Origin of the sequence: Streptomyces montanus (assembly GCF_005786655.1) — a bacterium.
Taxonomy (GTDB): domain Bacteria; phylum Actinomycetota; class Actinomycetes; order Streptomycetales; family Streptomycetaceae; genus Streptomyces; species Streptomyces sporangiiformans.
This window is the reverse complement of the sequence record NZ_VBZC01000027.1, coordinates 81,416-98,203: the sequence shown is the minus strand read 5'-3', so window position 1 is coordinate 98,203 and position 16,788 is coordinate 81,416. Positions and strand designations below refer to the sequence as shown.

The 16,788-nt window shown below is 69.0% G+C and carries 15 protein-coding genes and 1 pseudogene; 6 read left to right on the top strand and 10 right to left on the bottom strand.

Annotated elements, in window-relative coordinates; genetic code table 11:
- The first annotated feature begins 21 nt into the window (after positions 1–21).
- From FE633_RS24435 to FE633_RS48635, 6 genes and pseudogenes are all read left to right on the top strand, one after another.
- The gene (locus tag FE633_RS24435) at positions 22–1,401 is read left to right on the top strand and encodes an NDP-hexose 2,3-dehydratase family protein (RefSeq protein WP_342791208.1); all 1,380 of its coding nucleotides are present in this window, start codon (positions 22–24) and stop codon (positions 1,399–1,401) included.
- The gene (locus FE633_RS24430) at positions 1,398–2,447 is read left to right on the top strand and encodes a Gfo/Idh/MocA family protein (protein WP_246113811.1); all 1,050 of its coding nucleotides are present in this window, start codon (positions 1,398–1,400) and stop codon (positions 2,445–2,447) included. Before FE633_RS24435 ends, FE633_RS24430 begins: the two co-directional genes overlap by 4 nt.
- Positions 2,448–2,512: 65 nt before the next feature.
- Entirely contained in the window at positions 2,513–3,184 is a 672-nt protein-coding gene (locus tag FE633_RS24425) for a TetR/AcrR family transcriptional regulator (RefSeq protein ID WP_171060105.1), read from the top strand.
- Positions 3,181–3,975, top strand: a complete 795-nt coding sequence (locus FE633_RS24420; protein ID WP_138047321.1) for a VC0807 family protein — start codon at positions 3,181–3,183, stop codon at positions 3,973–3,975. The genes FE633_RS24425 and FE633_RS24420 overlap by 4 nt, the downstream gene beginning before the upstream one ends.
- 34 nt (positions 3,976–4,009) lie before the next feature.
- Entirely contained in the window at positions 4,010–4,873 is an 864-nt protein-coding gene (locus FE633_RS24415; protein WP_138047320.1) for a metallophosphoesterase family protein, read from the top strand.
- 78 nt (positions 4,874–4,951) lie between these two features.
- A pseudogene (locus FE633_RS48635) lies at positions 4,952–5,038 on the top strand (3-oxoadipate--succinyl-CoA transferase subunit B); the annotation flags it as partial.
- 72 nt (positions 5,039–5,110) lie between these two features.
- Here the strand turns inward: FE633_RS48635 and FE633_RS24405 are convergent.
- The 10 genes from FE633_RS24405 to FE633_RS24360 all read right to left on the bottom strand — a co-directional run bounded on the left by FE633_RS24405 (position 5,111) and on the right by FE633_RS24360 (position 16,774).
- Positions 5,111–6,364 carry an erythromycin esterase family protein gene (locus FE633_RS24405; protein ID WP_138047319.1) on the bottom strand — a complete coding sequence of 418 codons (1,254 nt, stop codon included), beginning with the start codon at positions 6,362–6,364 and terminating at the stop codon, positions 5,111–5,113.
- A gap of 83 nt (positions 6,365–6,447) precedes the next feature.
- Positions 6,448–7,452, bottom strand: coding sequence for an LLM class flavin-dependent oxidoreductase (locus FE633_RS24400; RefSeq protein WP_138047318.1), 1,005 nt, complete (start codon positions 7,450–7,452; stop codon positions 6,448–6,450).
- Positions 7,453–7,462: 10 nt separating this feature from the next.
- Positions 7,463–9,247: an ABC transporter ATP-binding protein gene (locus tag FE633_RS24395; RefSeq protein WP_138047317.1), complete on the bottom strand. Its 1,785-nt coding sequence runs from the start codon at positions 9,245–9,247 to the stop codon at positions 7,463–7,465.
- Entirely contained in the window at positions 9,244–12,300 is a 3,057-nt protein-coding gene (locus FE633_RS24390) for a lantibiotic dehydratase (RefSeq protein WP_138047316.1), read from the bottom strand. The genes FE633_RS24395 and FE633_RS24390 overlap by 4 nt, the downstream gene beginning before the upstream one ends.
- 5 nt (positions 12,301–12,305) lie before the next feature.
- Positions 12,306–13,643 carry a lanthionine synthetase C family protein gene (locus tag FE633_RS24385; RefSeq protein WP_138047315.1) on the bottom strand — a complete coding sequence of 446 codons (1,338 nt, stop codon included), beginning with the start codon at positions 13,641–13,643 and terminating at the stop codon, positions 12,306–12,308.
- Positions 13,644–13,765: 122 nt separating this feature from the next.
- Positions 13,766–13,951: an FDLD family class I lanthipeptide gene (locus FE633_RS24380; protein WP_138047314.1), complete on the bottom strand. Its 186-nt coding sequence runs from the start codon at positions 13,949–13,951 to the stop codon at positions 13,766–13,768.
- Between the two features lie 70 nt (positions 13,952–14,021).
- A complete protein-coding gene (locus tag FE633_RS24375; protein ID WP_246113810.1) occupies positions 14,022–14,330 on the bottom strand; it encodes a response regulator transcription factor in 309 nt (102 codons plus the stop codon).
- A complete protein-coding gene (locus tag FE633_RS24370; protein ID WP_138047313.1) occupies positions 14,327–16,090 on the bottom strand; it encodes an ABC transporter ATP-binding protein in 1,764 nt (587 codons plus the stop codon). Before FE633_RS24370 ends, FE633_RS24375 begins: the two co-directional genes overlap by 4 nt.
- Positions 16,050–16,526, bottom strand: coding sequence for a lasso peptide biosynthesis B2 protein (locus FE633_RS24365; RefSeq protein ID WP_138047312.1), 477 nt, complete (start codon positions 16,524–16,526; stop codon positions 16,050–16,052). The genes FE633_RS24370 and FE633_RS24365 overlap by 41 nt, the downstream gene beginning before the upstream one ends.
- A complete protein-coding gene (locus FE633_RS24360) occupies positions 16,523–16,774 on the bottom strand; it encodes a lasso peptide biosynthesis PqqD family chaperone (protein WP_138047311.1) in 252 nt (83 codons plus the stop codon). Before FE633_RS24360 ends, FE633_RS24365 begins: the two co-directional genes overlap by 4 nt.
- Positions 16,775–16,788: the final 14 nt, after the last annotated feature.

Sequence of the window (16,788 nt, the reverse complement as noted above, 5' to 3'; positions counted from 1 at the left end):
CCGATGACCGCGACAAGCCCGGTGCTCCCGCCGCGCACCCCCGATTCCCGGGCGGCATCCCTGCTGGCGGAATCGGCGGCGGCCGTCGATGGCGGCGTGATGACCCATGCGGAATTCTTTCGCTGGCTCGACGAGCGCAGAGAAGAACAGGCCCAGCGAGTGGAGCGCGTTCCCTTCGAAGCATTGCGCGGCTGGGACTTCGATCCGCACACAGGGGATCTGCGGCATGCCACCGGAGGTTTCTTCTCCATCCGCGGGCTGCGGGTGCGTTCCGGCTTCGGTCCGGTGCGGGAATGGTCGCAACCCGTCATCCTCCAGCCCGAGATCGGCATCCTGGGTATCGCGGTACGTGAATTCGACGGCGTCCTGCACCTGTTGATGCAGGCGAAATCGGAGCCGGGCAATGTGAACGGCGTGCAGCTGTCCCCGACGGTGCAGGCCACCAAGAGCAACTACACCCGGCTGCACGGCGGGTCGGCCGTCCCGTACCTGGATTCGTTCCGCATGCCCGATCCGCGCAAGGTGGTGGCGGACGTGCTGCAGTCGGAGCAGGGATCGTGGTTCCTGCACAAGCGCAATCGCAACATGGTCGTCGAGGTGGGTCCCGAGGTCGAGGCGGGGCGGGATTTCTGCTGGCTGACACTTGGTCAGGTCAACGCCCTTCTGCACCACGACAACCTGGTCAACATGGATGCGCGAACGGTCCTTTCCTGCCTGCCCGACTGGCGGTACGCAAGCGGCGACTCGGCGCGGGACCACACGTCGGCGCTCCACAAGGACCTGGAGATCCGCAGTTGGATCACACGGCGCCGGGCGGAACACGATGGCGCGGTCGAGCTGATCCCCCTGAAGGACGCCGACGGCTGGCGCCGGTCGAGTGACGCGCTGTCGCATGCGCGTGGGCTGTTCTTCAGCATCGTCGGGGTCGACGTGTCCTCCGGGCGGCGTGAGGTTCCTGCCTGGACCCAGCCGCTGCTCCAGCCCCATGGCACGGGTATCGCCGCGCTGCTGGTGAGGAATATCGGAGGGGTGCGGCACGCGCTGCTGCGTGCCCGGGCCGAACCCGGATTCCTCGACGTGGTGGAACTGGGCCCGACCGTACAGTGCGCTCCGGAGAACTACGCGCATCTACCCCCCGCGGATCAGCCGCCCTACCTCGCCGAGGTCCTCCGCCGGCGTTCGGCCGGCGTGCTGTACGACACAGCGCTGTCGGAGGAGGGCGGACGTTTCCGGAACGCGCAGAGCCGCTACATGATCATTGAGGTGGAGGAGGACTTCCCCACCTCGGCCGCAGAGGACTTCCGTTGGGTGACACCGTGGCAACTGGACGCACTTCTGAAGTACAGCCATCATCTGAACGTTCAGGCCAGGACGTTGGTCGCGGCGCTGCGGACGCTGTGACGGGCGCGGACGCCGTGCCGGGCGCGGACGCCGTGACGGACCGGGCAGATCCTCCGCTGCGGCTGGGTGCGCTGGGCACCTCGTCCATCGCGTGGCGCCGTACGCTGCCCACCGCCGTGCGTGCGCCCGAGGTGGACCTGGTGGCCCTCGCGGGGCGGTCCACCGAGAAGGCTGAGCGTTTCGCCGCGCACTTCGGCTGCGCGGCGGAGTCCGGCTTCGACGCGCTGCTGGAGCGCCCTGACGTCGAGGCGGTGTACATCTCCCTGCCCACCGCGCTCCACCACGCGTGGGCGGCGAAGGCGATACGGGCGGGCAAGCACGTACTGGTGGAGAAGCCGGTCGGAGTGGACGCCCGTGAGGCACGGGAGTTGTGCGCCCTCGCCGAGGAGCACGATGTGGTGCTGCGGGAGAACTTCATGTTCCTGCACCATCCTCAGCACTCTTTCGTGCGGGACTTGTTGGAGAAGGGGCGCCTGGGCACCCTCAGTTCCTTCCATGCCGCCTTCTGCATCCCGCCGCTGCCCGCCGACGACATCCGGTACGCGAGCGACATGGGCGGTGGCGCCCTGCTGGACGTGGGGGTGTACCCGCTGCGGGCGGCGGGACTGCTTCTCGGGCCGGGGGTTCGCGTGGCGGGAGCGACGCTTCGGACCAGGGCTACGGACGGGCTGGACCTGTCGGGGCAGGCGCTGCTGGTGTCCCCCTCCGGCGTCCTGGCCCACATCGCCTTCGGCTTCGAACACGCCTACGCGTCCACGTACGCCCTGTGGGGTGATCGTGCGCGGGTGACCGTGGACCGGGCCTTCACGCCCCCGCCGGCGTACGAACCGGTGGTGCTGCTCGAGGAGCAGGGGCACCAGGAGCGGTTTTCGCTTCCGGCAGCCGACCAACTGGGCGCCTGTCTCGCCTCGTTCGCCGCGGCGGTGAGAGCGCGGGGTGCCGACTCGGCGCGGGAGGAGGCAGGCCGGAGACATGACACCGTGGCAGCGATGGAGTTGGTCGACGCGGTCCGCCGGGAAGCGGTACGCGTGACCGTCGGCCAGTAGGGGAATGCATGCCACTTGTCGGACACGCGGGCAACCGACTGCATCGTCACCATAATTTTGGAACCATGAATTCACAGATCAAGCACAGCAATTCTCGGACCTTCACGCAGGAGGCCAGGAGGGCCCAGATAGTACAGGCCGCAATCGAGACGATCGCCGAGCTCGGATGTTCGAAAGCATCATTCGACAAGATCACCAGACACGCGGGCCTGAGTAGCACCGGCATGATCTCCTATCATTTCTCCGGAAAAACAGAGCTGTTCGGGGAGATCATCAACACCATCCATGGAATCGCCGGAGAGGTGTCCCGATCCCACATCAACAACAAAGACACATACCGAGAAAAGGTTGGGGCATACATCCAGGCCAACTTCGATTTCGTCTCCAGGTACCCGGCACACGCCAAGGCTCTCGCGGAAATCGTCGCGCTCAAGCACTGCCGGGGAATAGACGGTATTGACAGCGTCGAGCGGCAGGTCATGTCCGTGGACCGACTCGTCGATCTCCTCGAAGAAGGCCGCAGCGCCGGGGAGTTCGGGACATTCGACTCCCGCACCATGGCGATGGTGATCCGCACGGCGATCGATGCCTTCTTTCAACGTCACTTCTCCCGCACCGAGCTCGACCTCGACCGTTGCGCACGGCAGTTGACGGACATCTTCGACCGTTGCACACGACCGGCCGACCGCCCCGGCGCCCGCTCTCCCGCCGAACAAGCCCAGAAGGTGTTCCCGTGACGCCCTCCGCCGCCTCCCGCCCCGCCGAAGAACCGCCCCGCGCCTCGTCCGGGCCCGCAGCCGGCACACCCGCCCCGGCCCATGACTCCCCCGACGGCTCTTCACTCGACGGAGAGGAGCAGGGCGCCGCGCGTTCCTCCTCGTCGGCCGGGGCGTTCCTGATGACCGTCATCTGCGACATCGTCCTGCCGATCGGTCTCTACTACACCCTGCGTGGCGCGGGGTTCAGCGAGGTGTCGGCACTCCTCATCAGCGGTTCCGCCCCTGCCGCACACGCGCTCTACGGGGCCGTCAGGCACCGGACGATCAACGCCATCGGCGTGTTCACCCTCGCCATCCTGGCCGTGAGCGCTCTGGCCACACTGGTGACCGCGAATCCTCGCGCCGCGCTGGCACGCAACGGCGCCTTCACCGCCCTCGCCGCCGTCTGGCTGTTCATCACCCTGTTCACGAAGCGGCCCTTCACCTATCAGGCGGCGAAGGCGATGCTGCCGCGCCGGAGCGCGGCACTGGAACACCTGCTGGCGACGGACCCGTCCTTCGTCCGCGTGTGGCGCGGACTGACGGTGATGTGGGGGTGGGGGCTCCTCGTGGACGCGGCCCTTCGCGTGGTGATGGCCTACACGCTGCCCGTCGACACCGTTCCGGCGCTGGACGGCGCGTTGTACGCGGTGACATGGCTCGCGCTGCAGATCGTCACCCAGATCACCCTGTACCGCACCGGAACCCTTCGCAAGATCTTCGCCGACGGCCCGCCGTCCTCCGCGCAGGCCCCACAGCACGGCAGATGACCATGCCCGCCCGCGCCGGGAGGTGAGTGAACGGATGGGGACACGACCGAGGCTGCTGGCCATCAGCGATCTACATGTCTCCTCCCAGGAGAACTGGCAGTTCGTGGTCGAGGCCCGCCCGACCACCGACGAGGACTGGCTGCTGCTCGCCGGAGGCGTGTCCGAGAGGGCGGAGGACATCGAACTCGTCCTGCGCACCCTGTCCCAGCGGTTCGCCAAGGTGGTGTGGGTGCCGGGCAACCACGAACTGCGGACCGTGGACGACGACTCCCTCCGACTGCGCGGAGAGGCCCGCTACCGCCACCTGGTGGAGATGTGCCGGTCGATGGGGGTCGTCACCCCGGAGGACCCCTACCCGGTCTGGCAGGGTCCGGGCGGTCCTCTGGTGGTGGCTCCCTTGTTCCTGCTCTACGACTACACCTACCGCCCCGAAGGCACGGCCACCAAGGCGCAGGCCCTTCAGCGCGCGTACGAGGCCGGTGTCGTCTGCGCCGACGAATTCCGGCTCTTCCCGGATCCCTACCCCGACCGGGAATCCTGGTGCCGCGCCCGGGTGGCCGAGACCGAACGCCGCCTGACCGCGCTCGATCCCGCCCTGTCCACCGTGCTGGTCAGCCACTGGCCGCTGCTGCGAGAGCCGACCCGAGTCCTCTGGTACCGCGAGCTCGCGCTGTGGTGCGGTACCGAACTGACAGCCGACTGGCACCGGCGCTTCCGGGCGGCGGCCGTCGTCTACGGCCACCTGCACATTCCGCGGACGACGTTCCACGACGGCGTGCGCTTCGAAGAGGTGTCCGTCGGCCATCCGCGGGAGTGGCGGCGCCGCCGCCACCCGCAGGGCGCCCTGCGTGACGTCCTGCCCGCACGCACCCTGGCCCCGGGAGCGCCGCTCCTGTGATCGGCGACCCGTTGCTGGGCGGGGCGCTCGATGCCCGGATGGGCCGCCCGCACGGCCCGCGCTGGCTCTGCGGTGCCCTCGTCCCCCGGCCCGGACCGCGCGCAGGCGGATGGCATCCGGCCGCGAGGCGCGGGCGTCACACGGGTCATCACCGAACTGGGCCTCGGATCGATCTGCCCTAGGGGGAAGCCTCCCGGCGAGACAGGCGGCTGCCGGTACGTCCGCGGCGCCCTGCTCTCAGGACAGCAGAGCCGAAGGCGTCGAGGAGGCCACGTAGGCGAGCCCGTCGTACTCCCGGCCCAGCACCGTGGGGGTCATGTGGAAGCGGTACGTCACGCGCGGGACCGATGCGCCGAAGGACCGTACGAACTGCTGACCGTCCAGCCACTGGCCGACGGCGGGCAGCGCCCGGCCGGCGCGGAGGTCGATCAGGTGGTCCTCGGGTGTGGCCGCGGCGAGTTGGGCCTCGACGGACCTCGGACCCGCCGAACTGATCCTGTGCCTCCGGGGCGGTCGCGTCGCGGAGTTCCCCGGTCGGGCGCGGAAGGCGCCCTCGCCGAACAGCAGGCCGAGGGCGTAGTAGGAATCACCGTAGTGCTTCCTGAGGTGCTGCCCCATGGCGGGGACGTCCGAGGCGTAGTGATCGGTGGAGACATGGCCGTTGTGGGCCCACACGGCCACCTTTCCGACGGACCGCTGCTCAAGGGAGATCACGTCCTGCGCCATGTAGCGGTCCCGGATGGCCAGGGCGCCCGCCTCCTCGGCCTCGCCGTGCAGCGGCCGGGCGGCGACATCGGCGGCCGCCACGACGACGCGTGCGTGGCCGAGCGCACGACCGACCGTCTCGGCGCCCACGCGTCCGGTGAGTTGGGGCTCGTGTTCTTCGAGGAACCGCACGAGGTCGCGCGCCTCGTCGAGGACCTGCTCGCCCTGCACCGTGAAGGATCCCGGCTTGGCGTCCGCGAGGGTGCCGAGGGGGCCGCTCATGATGTCCGCCCGCTCGGGCGCCATCGTCCGCAGCAGTGCATCGAGCGCGGCGAGGGAGGGGCCACATCGCTGTGGGTCGATGCCGACGAACCGCACGGCACGTTCCGGCGGTGCCGTGCGGTTGTGGTCGCGCATCCACTCGACGACGTCGAGCATTTCGCGGGTCCGCCAGGTCCAGAACCCGAGGCCGACGAGGGCGTCGGAGGCGTCCCCGGTGCCGTGCAGCACATACTCGTCGACCGCCTGCGCGGCCGAGGCGCTGGCCTCCATGGCAAGGGTGGTGAAGCCCATGTCCCGGACGAGGAAGCGCAGTAATCGGTGTTTGAGCCGGAAGAACTCACCGGTTCCGTGCGTGGCCTCGCCCATGCCCAGGACGCGTACGTCTTTCAGTACGTCGCGCAACGGCTCGAGGTCATGGTCGTGATCGTGGTCCGATGCCTCGCCCTGAAGGCCCCTCAACGGTAAAGCGTTCTGTTTCAGCCACCGTTGCACTTCTTCAGTCATCGCATCTTCCCTTCGCTTCACCTCTGGATCCGCGGCGCCGCGGGAGGCCGTTCCGCACAGGCCGGGCAAGGTGATCGTAGCGGCTATGAAATCACCACCGGGAGTTCGGCGGGAAGTTGGGCACCAAGTTGGGCAGGGAGTTCGGCCGAGAGTTCCATCAGGTCTTCCACCGCGGCATTCCATCCATGCACGAGACCCACGCCTGACGAATTGAGGACGACCTCGTCCACACCTGCTCGGGCATATTCCGCCAATTCCGTCGCCACTTCCCGAGGTGTGCCGTAGACGAATGTTCCCGAATCAACCAGAGAACGTGCGTTGAGATAGGGCTGTGAGGCATGCACGCGCAGCCCCGCGCGCTTCAGCATGTCGGTGTAGTGCGGTGCGGCGAGGTGGTTGCGGGCGGCCGTGTAGGCGAGTTGGTACGGATCGCGTGCGCGCCGGGCGACGGCGACGTGGACGACGGTGACCAGGCGCGGCACCGGGCGGTCGGCTGCCCGGGCACCCCGATGGAGAGCGGGCACGAGGTCGCGCGCGATGTACGGGGGCGGTGTCATCCAGCTGATCGCGGCGTCAGCGGTTTCACCGGCGACCTGGGCGAGCGTGGGACGGAGGATCCCCAAGCCCAGTTCCACACCTGGATCGGCGATGTCCGGCAGCCCTCCTCTTCGTGGCCGGTCTCGCTCGGGACCCTCCGCCTGCTGCCGCACGAGGAATCCGCGCACCTGTCTGAGGTATTCGGCGCACGCGGCTTTCGGGCTTTCGTAGGGCTGCCCTCGCAGACTTGCCACGAAGTCAGGGGCTCCGGGGCCGATTCCGAGCGTCACCTGCTTGCCGGTCAGGCGCGCGAGAGACCGGGCGTGTGCCGCGGCTTCCATGGGGTGCCGCAACGGCATCAGCGTTACGGCGGTGCCGAACGGCAGCCGGAATCCCAGGCCCGCGAGGTAGGCGAACAGCTGATGGGTTTCGATGGTGAGGGACTGGCCCTGCCACAGGCGTGGCATTTCCCCGTCCCTGACGAGTTCCGCGAAGGGAATCACGTCCGACGGGTCCGTGGGCATGACGGGGAAGATGACCGACGTTTCCATGGACGGACCTTTACTGGGAGGCGGGTTCGCCGAGGTATCCCGCGGCCTGCAGGTTGAACAGGTAGGCGTACACTCCGTCGGCTCTCAACAGGTCGTCGTGGGTTCCTTCTTCGATGACCCTGCCCTGGTCCATCACCAGGATCTTGTCGGCGATGCGCACGGTGGAGAAACGGTGCGCGATGATCAGTGAAGTGGCCTCTCCCGCGATGTCGCGGAGGCGGCCGAAGATCTCGGCCTCGGCCTCCGCGTCGATCGCCGACGTCGGCTCGTCGAGGACGACCACCGGAGCCTTCCTCATGAAGGCCCGGCTCAGGGCCACCTTCTGCCACTGACCGCCCGACAACTGCCGGCCTTCCTCGAAGTGCCTGCCGAGCATCGTGTCGTACTTGTCGGGGAGTTCGGAGACGATCGTGTCCACACCGCCGGCCATCGCGGCGGCTCGTACGCGCTCGTCGTCGTCCATCGCCTCCACCCGACCGAATCCGATGTTGCTCCGGACGGGCATCTCGTAACGGATGAAGTCCTGGAAGATCACGCCGATATGGCGCTGGAGGTCGTCTAGGTCGTACTCCTCGATCGGCACGTCGTCGATCAGTATTCGCCCTCCTGTCGGCTCGTAGAGCCGGGTCAGCAGTTTGACGATGCTCGTCTTCCCCGCACCGTTCTGGCCGACGAGCGCCACGCACTTCCCGGCCGGGATGACGAAGTCGAGACCGTCCAGAACGACCCGGTCGGTGCCGGGATACACGAAGCTGACGTTCTGGAACTCGATCCCCTTGCGCAGCTTCGCCGGGAACGGCCGCGTGCCGCCGGTGATCCGGCGCTCCGGAAGATCCAGGAACGCGAACAGGTTTCCGAGGAAGAGCGTGTCCTTGTAGAGCGTGGCGATCCCCAGGAGCATTCCGTGTGCCGATGCCTGGATGGTTCCCATGGCCTGCAGGTAACCGGCGAGCCGGCCCACCTGCCCGTCGTCCGCGGCCGAACCGATGGCCCACAGCAGCGCACCGGAGGAGGCGAGGACGCTCAGCAGTCCCAGCGAGCCGACGATGCCCGACTGGCGGCGGGCGAGCTGCCGGTCGATCCGGAAGAATTCCAGGACGAGCTTGCGGTACCGCTCGACGAAGTACGGTCCGAGCTGGAACAGACGCACTTCCTTGAACGAGTGATCCGTCGTGGTGAGGTACTGGTAGTAGTACATGCGCCGGCGATCGGCCGCGCGCGCGTACTCGACGTCGAACGCCTTGTGGGTGTAGATCATGTGCGCGATCACCGACGGGATCGGTGACAGCAGGATGAACAGGGCGACCCACGGCGACCAGGCGAACAGCACGACGCTCACCGAGGCCACCGTGACCAGTTCGCGGCTGACGCTGAGCATCTCGGAGAAGAGCTGGTAGATACGGCCTCCGTTGCTCTCCTGGAAGGCGCGCTGGAGTTTGTCGTACGCCTCGGCGTCCTCGTACTGCTGCAGGTCCAGCCGGGTGCCCTTGACCATCACCTGCTCACCGATCTTGGTGGTGAGTTCCAGGCGGAGCAGGGAGTCCAGGTACTGTCCCCACACATCCAGCAGGTGTCCGGCCACAGCGAGGATCAGCAGGGCTAACCCGGCCTGCAGGGCCTGCCGTTGTGCCCCCTCGCTTCCACCGGCCGCGTGCGCCACCGACTGCACCGCGCTCGCCGTGAGCCCGACCTGCGCTCCGGGGATCGCGGCCGACAGCACCGAGACGACGGCGAAGGCGGTGACTTTGGCGGGGCTCAACTTCCAGAAGAGCCGCAGTACTCGGAGCCAGATCACTTGCCCTCCTCGGCGGCCAGCCGGCCGCGCAGGGTCCGCAGGGTGTGCCGCAGCAGCCCGTAACAGCGTTCCTCGCGCGCCAGATCGACCGACAGGAGGCGGTTGACCTGCATGTGGGCGAGGCTGCCGATGACATGGGCCGACGGCACCGCGAGGCGATCACGCTCGACCGCCTGCCGGACCGCCGCGGATGCCGCGCGGACCATCGACTCCTGCGGCGCGAGGGCCTCGGCGATCCGCAGGCGGTGTTCCCGGCCGGTCTCGTGGGTGAACCGGTCCCAGGGCAGCAGGAGTTCGCAGAGGTAGTCCCGCGCCTTCTTGAAGTCGTCACGGGTGCCGCTGTCGTCCGCGTGGCCGGGAAGGAGGTCCATGCGCTCGGCGAGCGGGATGCCCCATTGGCGGTAGAGGGTGTCCACCGCGGCCACGGCCAGATGCTCATCCCCCATGTCCGTCATCTCCGGGCGCTGCGCGATCAGTTGGGCGGTGGCGTCGCTGTTGGCCTCGAAGAGGCGCTCGACCGCGTCGAAGGTGTCGGGGCCGCCGTAGCGCATAGTCTCCGGGCAGTAGCTGTCCATGGCGAGGTCCTGGGCGAGTCCGGAGTCCACCACGCCCTTGCCCCAGGTTCCGATCCGGCCGAGCATCCAGGGCCGGTCGCTGCGCACCCTGATGCGCAGGTGCGGGCGCGGATCGGCGTACCGGATGTAGAACCACCGGTCCACGGCGTCCTCCGCGCGCAGTTCGGCGACGAGTTCGCGGAGCGGACCGGCGATGATCTCGTCGTGGCGCTCGAATGCGGCGTACAGCTTGACGTATGACCACTCGCTGCCCGGCACGTACCGCCGTGAGGGGATCTCCACCTGCCGGCCGGCGCCGCTTCGCGCGACGGTCTCGGGGCGGGCCGCGATGACGGGGACCACGATCTCCTCCGTGTACCGCCGCCCGGAGTCGTCGCTCAGCCAGTGGTTCGCGAAGTCCGGCAGCATCTCGTGGAGCAGCACCGCGGCGCCACCCTTGCGGCGGGTCTCCTCCCGCAGCTCGTCGGCGCACCGGGGGTGGTCGAGGTCGAGCAGGAGCCGGTTGTCGTGCTCCACCAGGTACACGTGCCGGGGTACGTTCCACCGCTCGCGCCATGCCGCGAGGTCTTCGAGCCCGTGGCTGTCCAGCCGCCATTCGGCAGGCCGGAGCACCACCTTGCCGCGGGTCACCCGGGGCAGGAAGGTCGCGTGGCTCACGGGGCCCCAGTGGAATCCGCCGGGCATCACGTACCCGTCCTGCGATGCTTCCAGGAGGAACCGGGCGACGTTCGGGGCGGCCAGTGGGCTGAGCATGTGGTGCTGCGTCACGACGACCTCGCGGTCGAGCCGCCGTGACCACAGGTGGAACCGCCCCTCGTCGGCGCCCACCAGGATGTCGTCCAACGGCAGGACGTGGTCGGCGGACGCCGAGGGGCTGGTGTTGACGGGTATCTCGTACGACCTCAGGCCCGGGTGCGCGGCCACGTTCCCCGCCCTGCCGTAGGTGGGGAGGTAGGCCAGCTCGGCGTACGCCACGTGCGGCTGGAGCTCCTCCTCGCGCCGGGCGAGTTCGCGCAGCCGGTCCACTAGGCGGTCGCCGAGCAGGTCGAAGAAGCGCCCGAAGGTGCGGCCGCCGTGGGCGAGTCCGTCGGCGCGGACGACGGCGCGCCACTCGCCCCGGTCGACGGCCTGCCGGTCGGCGGCCTCGATCTGCAGGTAGACGTCCATGACGGGAAGCAGCGGGCCGACCGAAGCATCGGGGGCGAGGCGGTCGAGCCAGGAGTCGGTGAGTTCCACCTGGAGGGACCCGTCGGACCAGGCCTGCCTCGCGAACTCGACGACGGCCCGGTCGTAGGAAGAGGTGTCCTCGGGCGAGGTGTTGCCGGGCGCTCCGGCCGTGCGGGGAGGCTCCGTGTAGGACAGTGGCGCGTCCAGGCCCTGGTCCGGGCTGAGCAGTTCGAGCACCGGGACGCGTACGCCCTGGCCGTACCGTTCGAGGAATTCCTCGCGGTACTGCGCCAGGTGAGCGTTGCCGCCGCCCGTGGCCGCGCTCAGGCGCATGAGCACGTCCACCGTGTCCGCCGCCGCGTCGGCCACGGACCGGTTGAGCTCGGCCGACCGCAGATCGATCGCGGAGTCCAGCTGGTACGTCTGGCCCGTGTAGCCCGGCACGAGCTTCTCCTGTGCCGCGCGCAGCGCCGAGAGCGAGGCCGGGTCGTCGGCGTGCCGGATCAGCTCGACGATCTCGCGCAGACGTTCCGCCGCGTCGGCCGCCTGCGGGATTCCGGTGAGCCGGTCGAGCAGGTACAGCTCGGGCCTGGCCGACGTCTGGGGCGGACGGAGGTCGCTGGTCAGGAAGTTCAGGTCCCACAGCTGCTGGACCAGGTTCTCCTTCGCCGGACCTGCCGCCTCGGGGAAGGCGGCAGACAGCGCGTCGATGATCTCCGAGTACGTCACGGGGGTCCTGGCGGCATCCAGGACGGCATGGACGGCGGGGGTCGCGCGTACTCGTACCGAGGTGCGGTCGCTCTTTCCGTACACGTCGGCGTGCGGCAGGACCATTCGGTCGCCGGAGACGTGAGCTGTGGCGTTGCGGACGATCCTGAGACCCCTCCAGGTGGCCGGGTCGTCCTCGAACTGCTTGATGCAGGCGAGGATCCACCCCATGTCCGCTCGCACCCGAACGCTCGTGATCGCGGGACTCCCCAGCCGCGCGGTGGTGCGCCCGGAGAATGTTCCCGCTGCGACACCGGAGAACGCCCCGAAGGGCGTGGGCCGTGTCGACATCCTGGTGAGGTAGCGCCACAGCCGCGAGTGCACTCGGGCCACGCTCTTGGGGGACATCCGGTCCAGGCGTTCCAGGCCCTCCGCCAGGTCCTCGCTGGCGACGGCGATCGCCCGCCGTACCTCCGGGGCGCGGGCCAGTCGTAACAGCTCGTCGGACGTGCGGTCCGCGTCTTGCATGAACTCCAGGAACGTCTCCACGGGCAGCGCGGGAGAGCGCAGCAGGTAGAAGTCAGCGGGCACATACCGGGACATGCGCATCACCTTGCGAAGAAGGCCCGGAACCAGGCCGGACGGTCGTCGTTCAGGGCCGCGAGGATCGCCAGGGCCACGCCGGCGGCCCCGGACAGCAGGCCGGGGTCGTCCACGAGGTTTCCTGGCACCTCGTGATCGGCGAAGACCACAGGCCGGGCTTCGTCGGAGTGGTCGAGCAGCCGGTCGAGCAGGGCAGGAATCGCCTCGCGGGCGCTGTCACTCCAGGGCGCGAACGCGCGGCACATCATCAGCAGGCCGGCCTGTCCGTGGCACAGGGTGGGCGACATGGGGCCGGCGTGCGCGGCTCTGCGCAGGACGGCCTCGAACGCCGTGACGGCGGTTTTCAACAGGTCGCCGTCGCCGGTGCTGCGGGCGATGCTCAGCAGGGCCGAGGCCACGCCGGCGGTGCCGTAGCACCAGGCGATCTGGTCGTGGCCGTGGGCGCGTGGCTGTTCGTTGCCGTCCTCGTCGACCGGAACGCCGTCGGGCCACAGCGGACCGAACTCGTCGGAGGTCTGGTGGGTGAGGATCCAGGAGGTGAGGCTGGTGACGGCCGTCTCGAGTCCGGGATGGCGGTGGCCGCCTGCCGCGGCCCCCGCCAGCGCCGCGGCGACGCCTGGGATGCCGTGGGAGAAGCCCAGGTTGAGGTACCCGTGCGGATACTTCTCGTGGTAGTCGCCCACAGGGGGGTAGACCTCGGGGACGAGCAGCCATCGGCGCGGGGTGCGCGCGGTCTGCGGGGGTTCACTCAGCCACACCAGGTAGGTGAGGAGTCGGTCCACGGCTTCCCTGACGACCGGGCTCGGATCCTCGACCGCACCGAGATGGGCGAGGACACCGGCCGCTCCGCCGATCCAGTCGTAGTCGGCGTCGCTCAACCCTCGTTCCACGGCCGGGTAATGAGAGTCGAGGACCTGGGCGGCGAGCTGGTCGTGCACGCGGTGCAGGCTCGGCAGGAAGCGCGGCTCCTCGCGGGCGCAGTCGGCCAGGGCGAGCGCCAGTCCGGTGGTGCCGCCGAACATCCCGGGACTCTCCAGCGGGACGACCCGAGTGCCGAGAACGGCTTCCCGGATGTGTTCGAAGGCTGCCTCCCGGTCGCCGACGCCGGCGCGGGCGGCGTACAGGTGCAGCAGGGCCGTTCCCGCCTGACCGTGGCTGAGGCTCGGGGGGAACCAGCCCACCGGGTGCACCGCCTGTTCCGCGGCGGCCAAGGCCAGTTCGGCGACCTGGTCGGTGGTCGAGGTCCGTTCGGCGACAAGACGGACGGCGCGGTGTGCGCGTTCGGTGAGTGAGTCCTCGTCCAGTCGAGCCGGCCGGCCGGCCGTTTCCTGGTTCTCTGGCATGTTCCATCCCTCGTGTCGCGGCCGTTCGGCTGTCACAGTGGGGACGGGTGTTGCCGTGCCAAGCCCACGGCAACACCCGTCGTCGAACGTGCGCCCATCTCAGCGCGATGGGCTCATCCCGCTCAGTGCTTCTTGACGCAGCCCGCGGTGCAGTTGGTGGTGCAGACGCAGGTGCAGGTGCCGCGGCAGGTCACCCGCGTGCAGACGGAGCGCGTGAGAAGCGAGGTGATGGACGCCGGAGCGCGGTCCCCGGCCGGACCGGACGGCGAGGTGACCTGGACGTCCAGATCGAATTCGTTCCCGGACATGTGATTTCCTTTCGGGCTGGAATTCCGCCGGATATCGCGGAACTACGCAGAGTCCGTCTCTGCGTTACCTCTATTCTTCTCGCCGACCGCAACGGCACCCATTGTCGTTCGCGACAGTATTGCGAAAGAGGTAGGACGCCAGACAGACGCTCAACCGTGAGTCCAGTTCCAGCTTTTCGGTCACGGCCGACAGATGCGCGCGCACGGTACGTTCGGTCAAATAGAGGCGGTCCGCCATCCGCTCGTTGGACAACCCCTCGGCCATCATGACGAAAACCTCGAACTCACGGGGAGTCAGACGGTCCAGGCGCTGCAGTGCGGCCGTCCAATAGGGTTCTTGTACATGGATTTCTTGCATGTCCTCGGCGGTCAATGTCACAGCTGCGACTCCTGCGCGGACATCTCCGACTGGATCAGGTGGCTTTCGATCAACTGCCTGTAGGTCCGGTCGCCTGCCAGGAGTTCCTCGTGCGTGCCCATGGAGCTGACCCGGCCGCCGTCCATGACGACGATCCGCCGCGCCGCACGGACCGTGGACAGCCGATGGGCGATGACCAGCAGGGAGCAGCGTTCGGAGACCTTCAGCAGGGCTTCGGCGAGTTCGGCCTCGTTGATGGTGTCGAGTTGCGAGGTGGGCTCGTCCAGCAGGAGCAGGTCGGGCTCGGCGAGCAGGGCGCGCGCGATGGCCACGCGCTGGCGTTCGCCGCCGGACAGCCGCAGCCCCCGTTCGCCGACCTCGGTGTCGAGCCCGTCCGGCAGGCCTCGTACCAGCGAGTCGAGGTTGACCGTGCGAAGGGCTTCGCGGATGGCGTCCTCGCCGGCGTCGGGCGCGGCGTACGTCAGATTGTCGCGCAGTGACCCGTAGAGCAGCGGCGTGTGCTGCTCCACCAGCGCCACGTGCCGTCGGTAGCTCCGGTGTTCCAGCTTCCGGACGTCGACGCCCCGGAACAGCACCGCTCCGTGGGCCGGATCGTAGAACCGCTCGATGAGGGAGGCGACCGTGGTCTTCCCGGCGCCGGACCTGCCCACCATGGCGAGGTACCCGTGCTCCGGGATCTGCAGCGACACTCCGCTCAGGACCTGGCGTTCCCCGTACGAGAAGGAGACGTCACGCAGTTCGAGCAGCGGTCCGTGCCCCCGGGCGGGAGGCTCGGCGGCGTCCGCGGTGGCTTCCACCGGGAGCCGCAGGGCCTCCTGAATACGTTTCAGGGATCCCAGGCCGCGCTGGATGAGCGTGACAGCGCTGAAGAGGCCGGCCAGCGGCATCACCAGATAGGTCGCGTAGAGCAGGAAGGCGACGAGTGCGCTGATCGTCAAGTCGCCGTTGGAGACGCGCACGGCGCCGATCAGCAGCACGAGCAGGAACGAACCATTGACGGCGACCTCCATCATCGGCCCCACGAGGGAACCCAGTCGCGCGGCACGCACCCCGCTCGCATAGGCCTCCTCGGCATCCGCCCCGATGCGCTCGGTCTCGCGGTTTTCCGCCCGGCAGGCGCGCACGGTCCGGATGTTGCCCAGTGCCCGCTCGAGGTCGGCCGTCATGGTGCCGACGCCCGCGAGGGATTGTTCGGTGGCCCCGCGGATGCCGGCCATGACACCGGCGACGACGACCGCCGCCGCGACGATCGTGGCTATGACCACGGCGAACATGACGGGGTCGATCCACAGCATCAGGCCCGCCGTTCCGACGGCGGTGAGCGCCACAGTGACGAGCTGGACGAAACTGCCCGCCACCATGTCGCGCAGCACGGTCGTGTCCGTTCCGACGCGGGAGAGCAGATCACCGACCCGCTGGCGGTCGAAGGCGCCGATACGGGCGAGCAGCAGCCGGTTCACCAGGTTCTTGCGCAGCCGCAGAACCACGCCCTCGCCCGCCACGTCGAGCAGATATTGGCCCATGGCCTCGACGCAGGCCTGGGCGAGGAACAGCCCAGCGAGTACCAGCACCGGCACGACCAGCGACTCCCCGGTGCCCACCCGGTCGATCAGCCGCATCGTCATCAGCGGCTGCAGCAGCCCGAGTGCCGTGCCGAGGACGGTCAGTGTGAGCGCCCAGACGACGGTGGTCCGCTTCTCCAGGAGCAGCGAGAACAGGTCACGGTAGCCTACGCGTGAATCCTCGGCCGTGGCGGCCATCGGTTCCCTCCTTCGTAGCGTGCGGTGCCACGCTGAACAGCACGCGGAAGTAGCCGTCGGGGACGCCCTCCCCCACCATGCGGCCGTCGGTCTCGACCCAGGCGTGGGCGGCGAACGGTGGGGCCGAACGGATCCCGACGCACCAGGTCGGCCACACGCCGCGGGCCCGGCACAGCAGCGCGGTCGCGATCGACCGCTGCAGGCATCCTTCGCGTCCCGCACACACCAGGCTGACGGTGGTCACCGCGTCCCTCGCCGCCTGCGTCTGATCGAAGGCGGCCGGCCGTGCGCCGCGGGCGGCCGCGGTCAGCAGGCGGCGGATGCGGTGCGGCGGCAGGTAGGTGAGCGGCTTCGCGGCCCCCACGGCCAGGCGCGCGGCCAGCCGGGCACGGCGGGGGACGGCGGACGGGGGACGTAGAACGGTCTGGAAGCTCACCGGTCGACCAGCCTCGCCTCCACCAGCGCCGCGACAAGCGCCTCGACGTCGGAGCGCGCCCGTTCCGCGTCGACCTCGAACTCCTCGGTCAGCCTGGTGGTCACCGCACCGGTGTCACCGCCGGACATCAGCTCGCCCAGCACGAAGCTTCCCGTCGGGTTGAGCTCCCAGTACTTCCCGGTGCGCTCGTCCAGCAGGACGTTCCCGTACTCGGTCTCCACCAGTGACACGTCGGCTCTCAGCCGCATGGTTTCCCCCTTCG

Excerpts from the sequence above, each read along its gene's own strand:
- FE633_RS24425 (WP_171060105.1), top strand. The coding sequence starts at position 2,513 with ATGAATTCACAGATCAAGCACAGCAATTCTCGGACCTTCACGCAGGAG.
- FE633_RS24415 (WP_138047320.1), top strand. The coding sequence starts at position 4,010 with ATGGGGACACGACCGAGGCTGCTGGCCATCAGCGATCTACATGTCTCC.
- FE633_RS24405 (WP_138047319.1), bottom strand. The coding sequence starts at position 6,364 with ATGACTGAAGAAGTGCAACGGTGGCTGAAACAGAACGCTTTACCGTTG.
- FE633_RS24400 (WP_138047318.1), bottom strand. The coding sequence starts at position 7,452 with ATGGAAACGTCGGTCATCTTCCCCGTCATGCCCACGGACCCGTCGGAC.
- FE633_RS24390 (WP_138047316.1), bottom strand. The coding sequence starts at position 12,300 with ATGTCCCGGTATGTGCCCGCTGACTTCTACCTGCTGCGCTCTCCCGCG.
- FE633_RS24385 (WP_138047315.1), bottom strand. The coding sequence starts at position 13,643 with ATGCCAGAGAACCAGGAAACGGCCGGCCGGCCGGCTCGACTGGACGAG.
- FE633_RS24380 (WP_138047314.1), bottom strand. The coding sequence starts at position 13,951 with ATGTCCGGGAACGAATTCGATCTGGACGTCCAGGTCACCTCGCCGTCC.
- FE633_RS24370 (WP_138047313.1), bottom strand. The coding sequence starts at position 16,090 with ATGGCCGCCACGGCCGAGGATTCACGCGTAGGCTACCGTGACCTGTTC.
- FE633_RS24360 (WP_138047311.1), bottom strand. The coding sequence starts at position 16,774 with ATGCGGCTGAGAGCCGACGTGTCACTGGTGGAGACCGAGTACGGGAAC.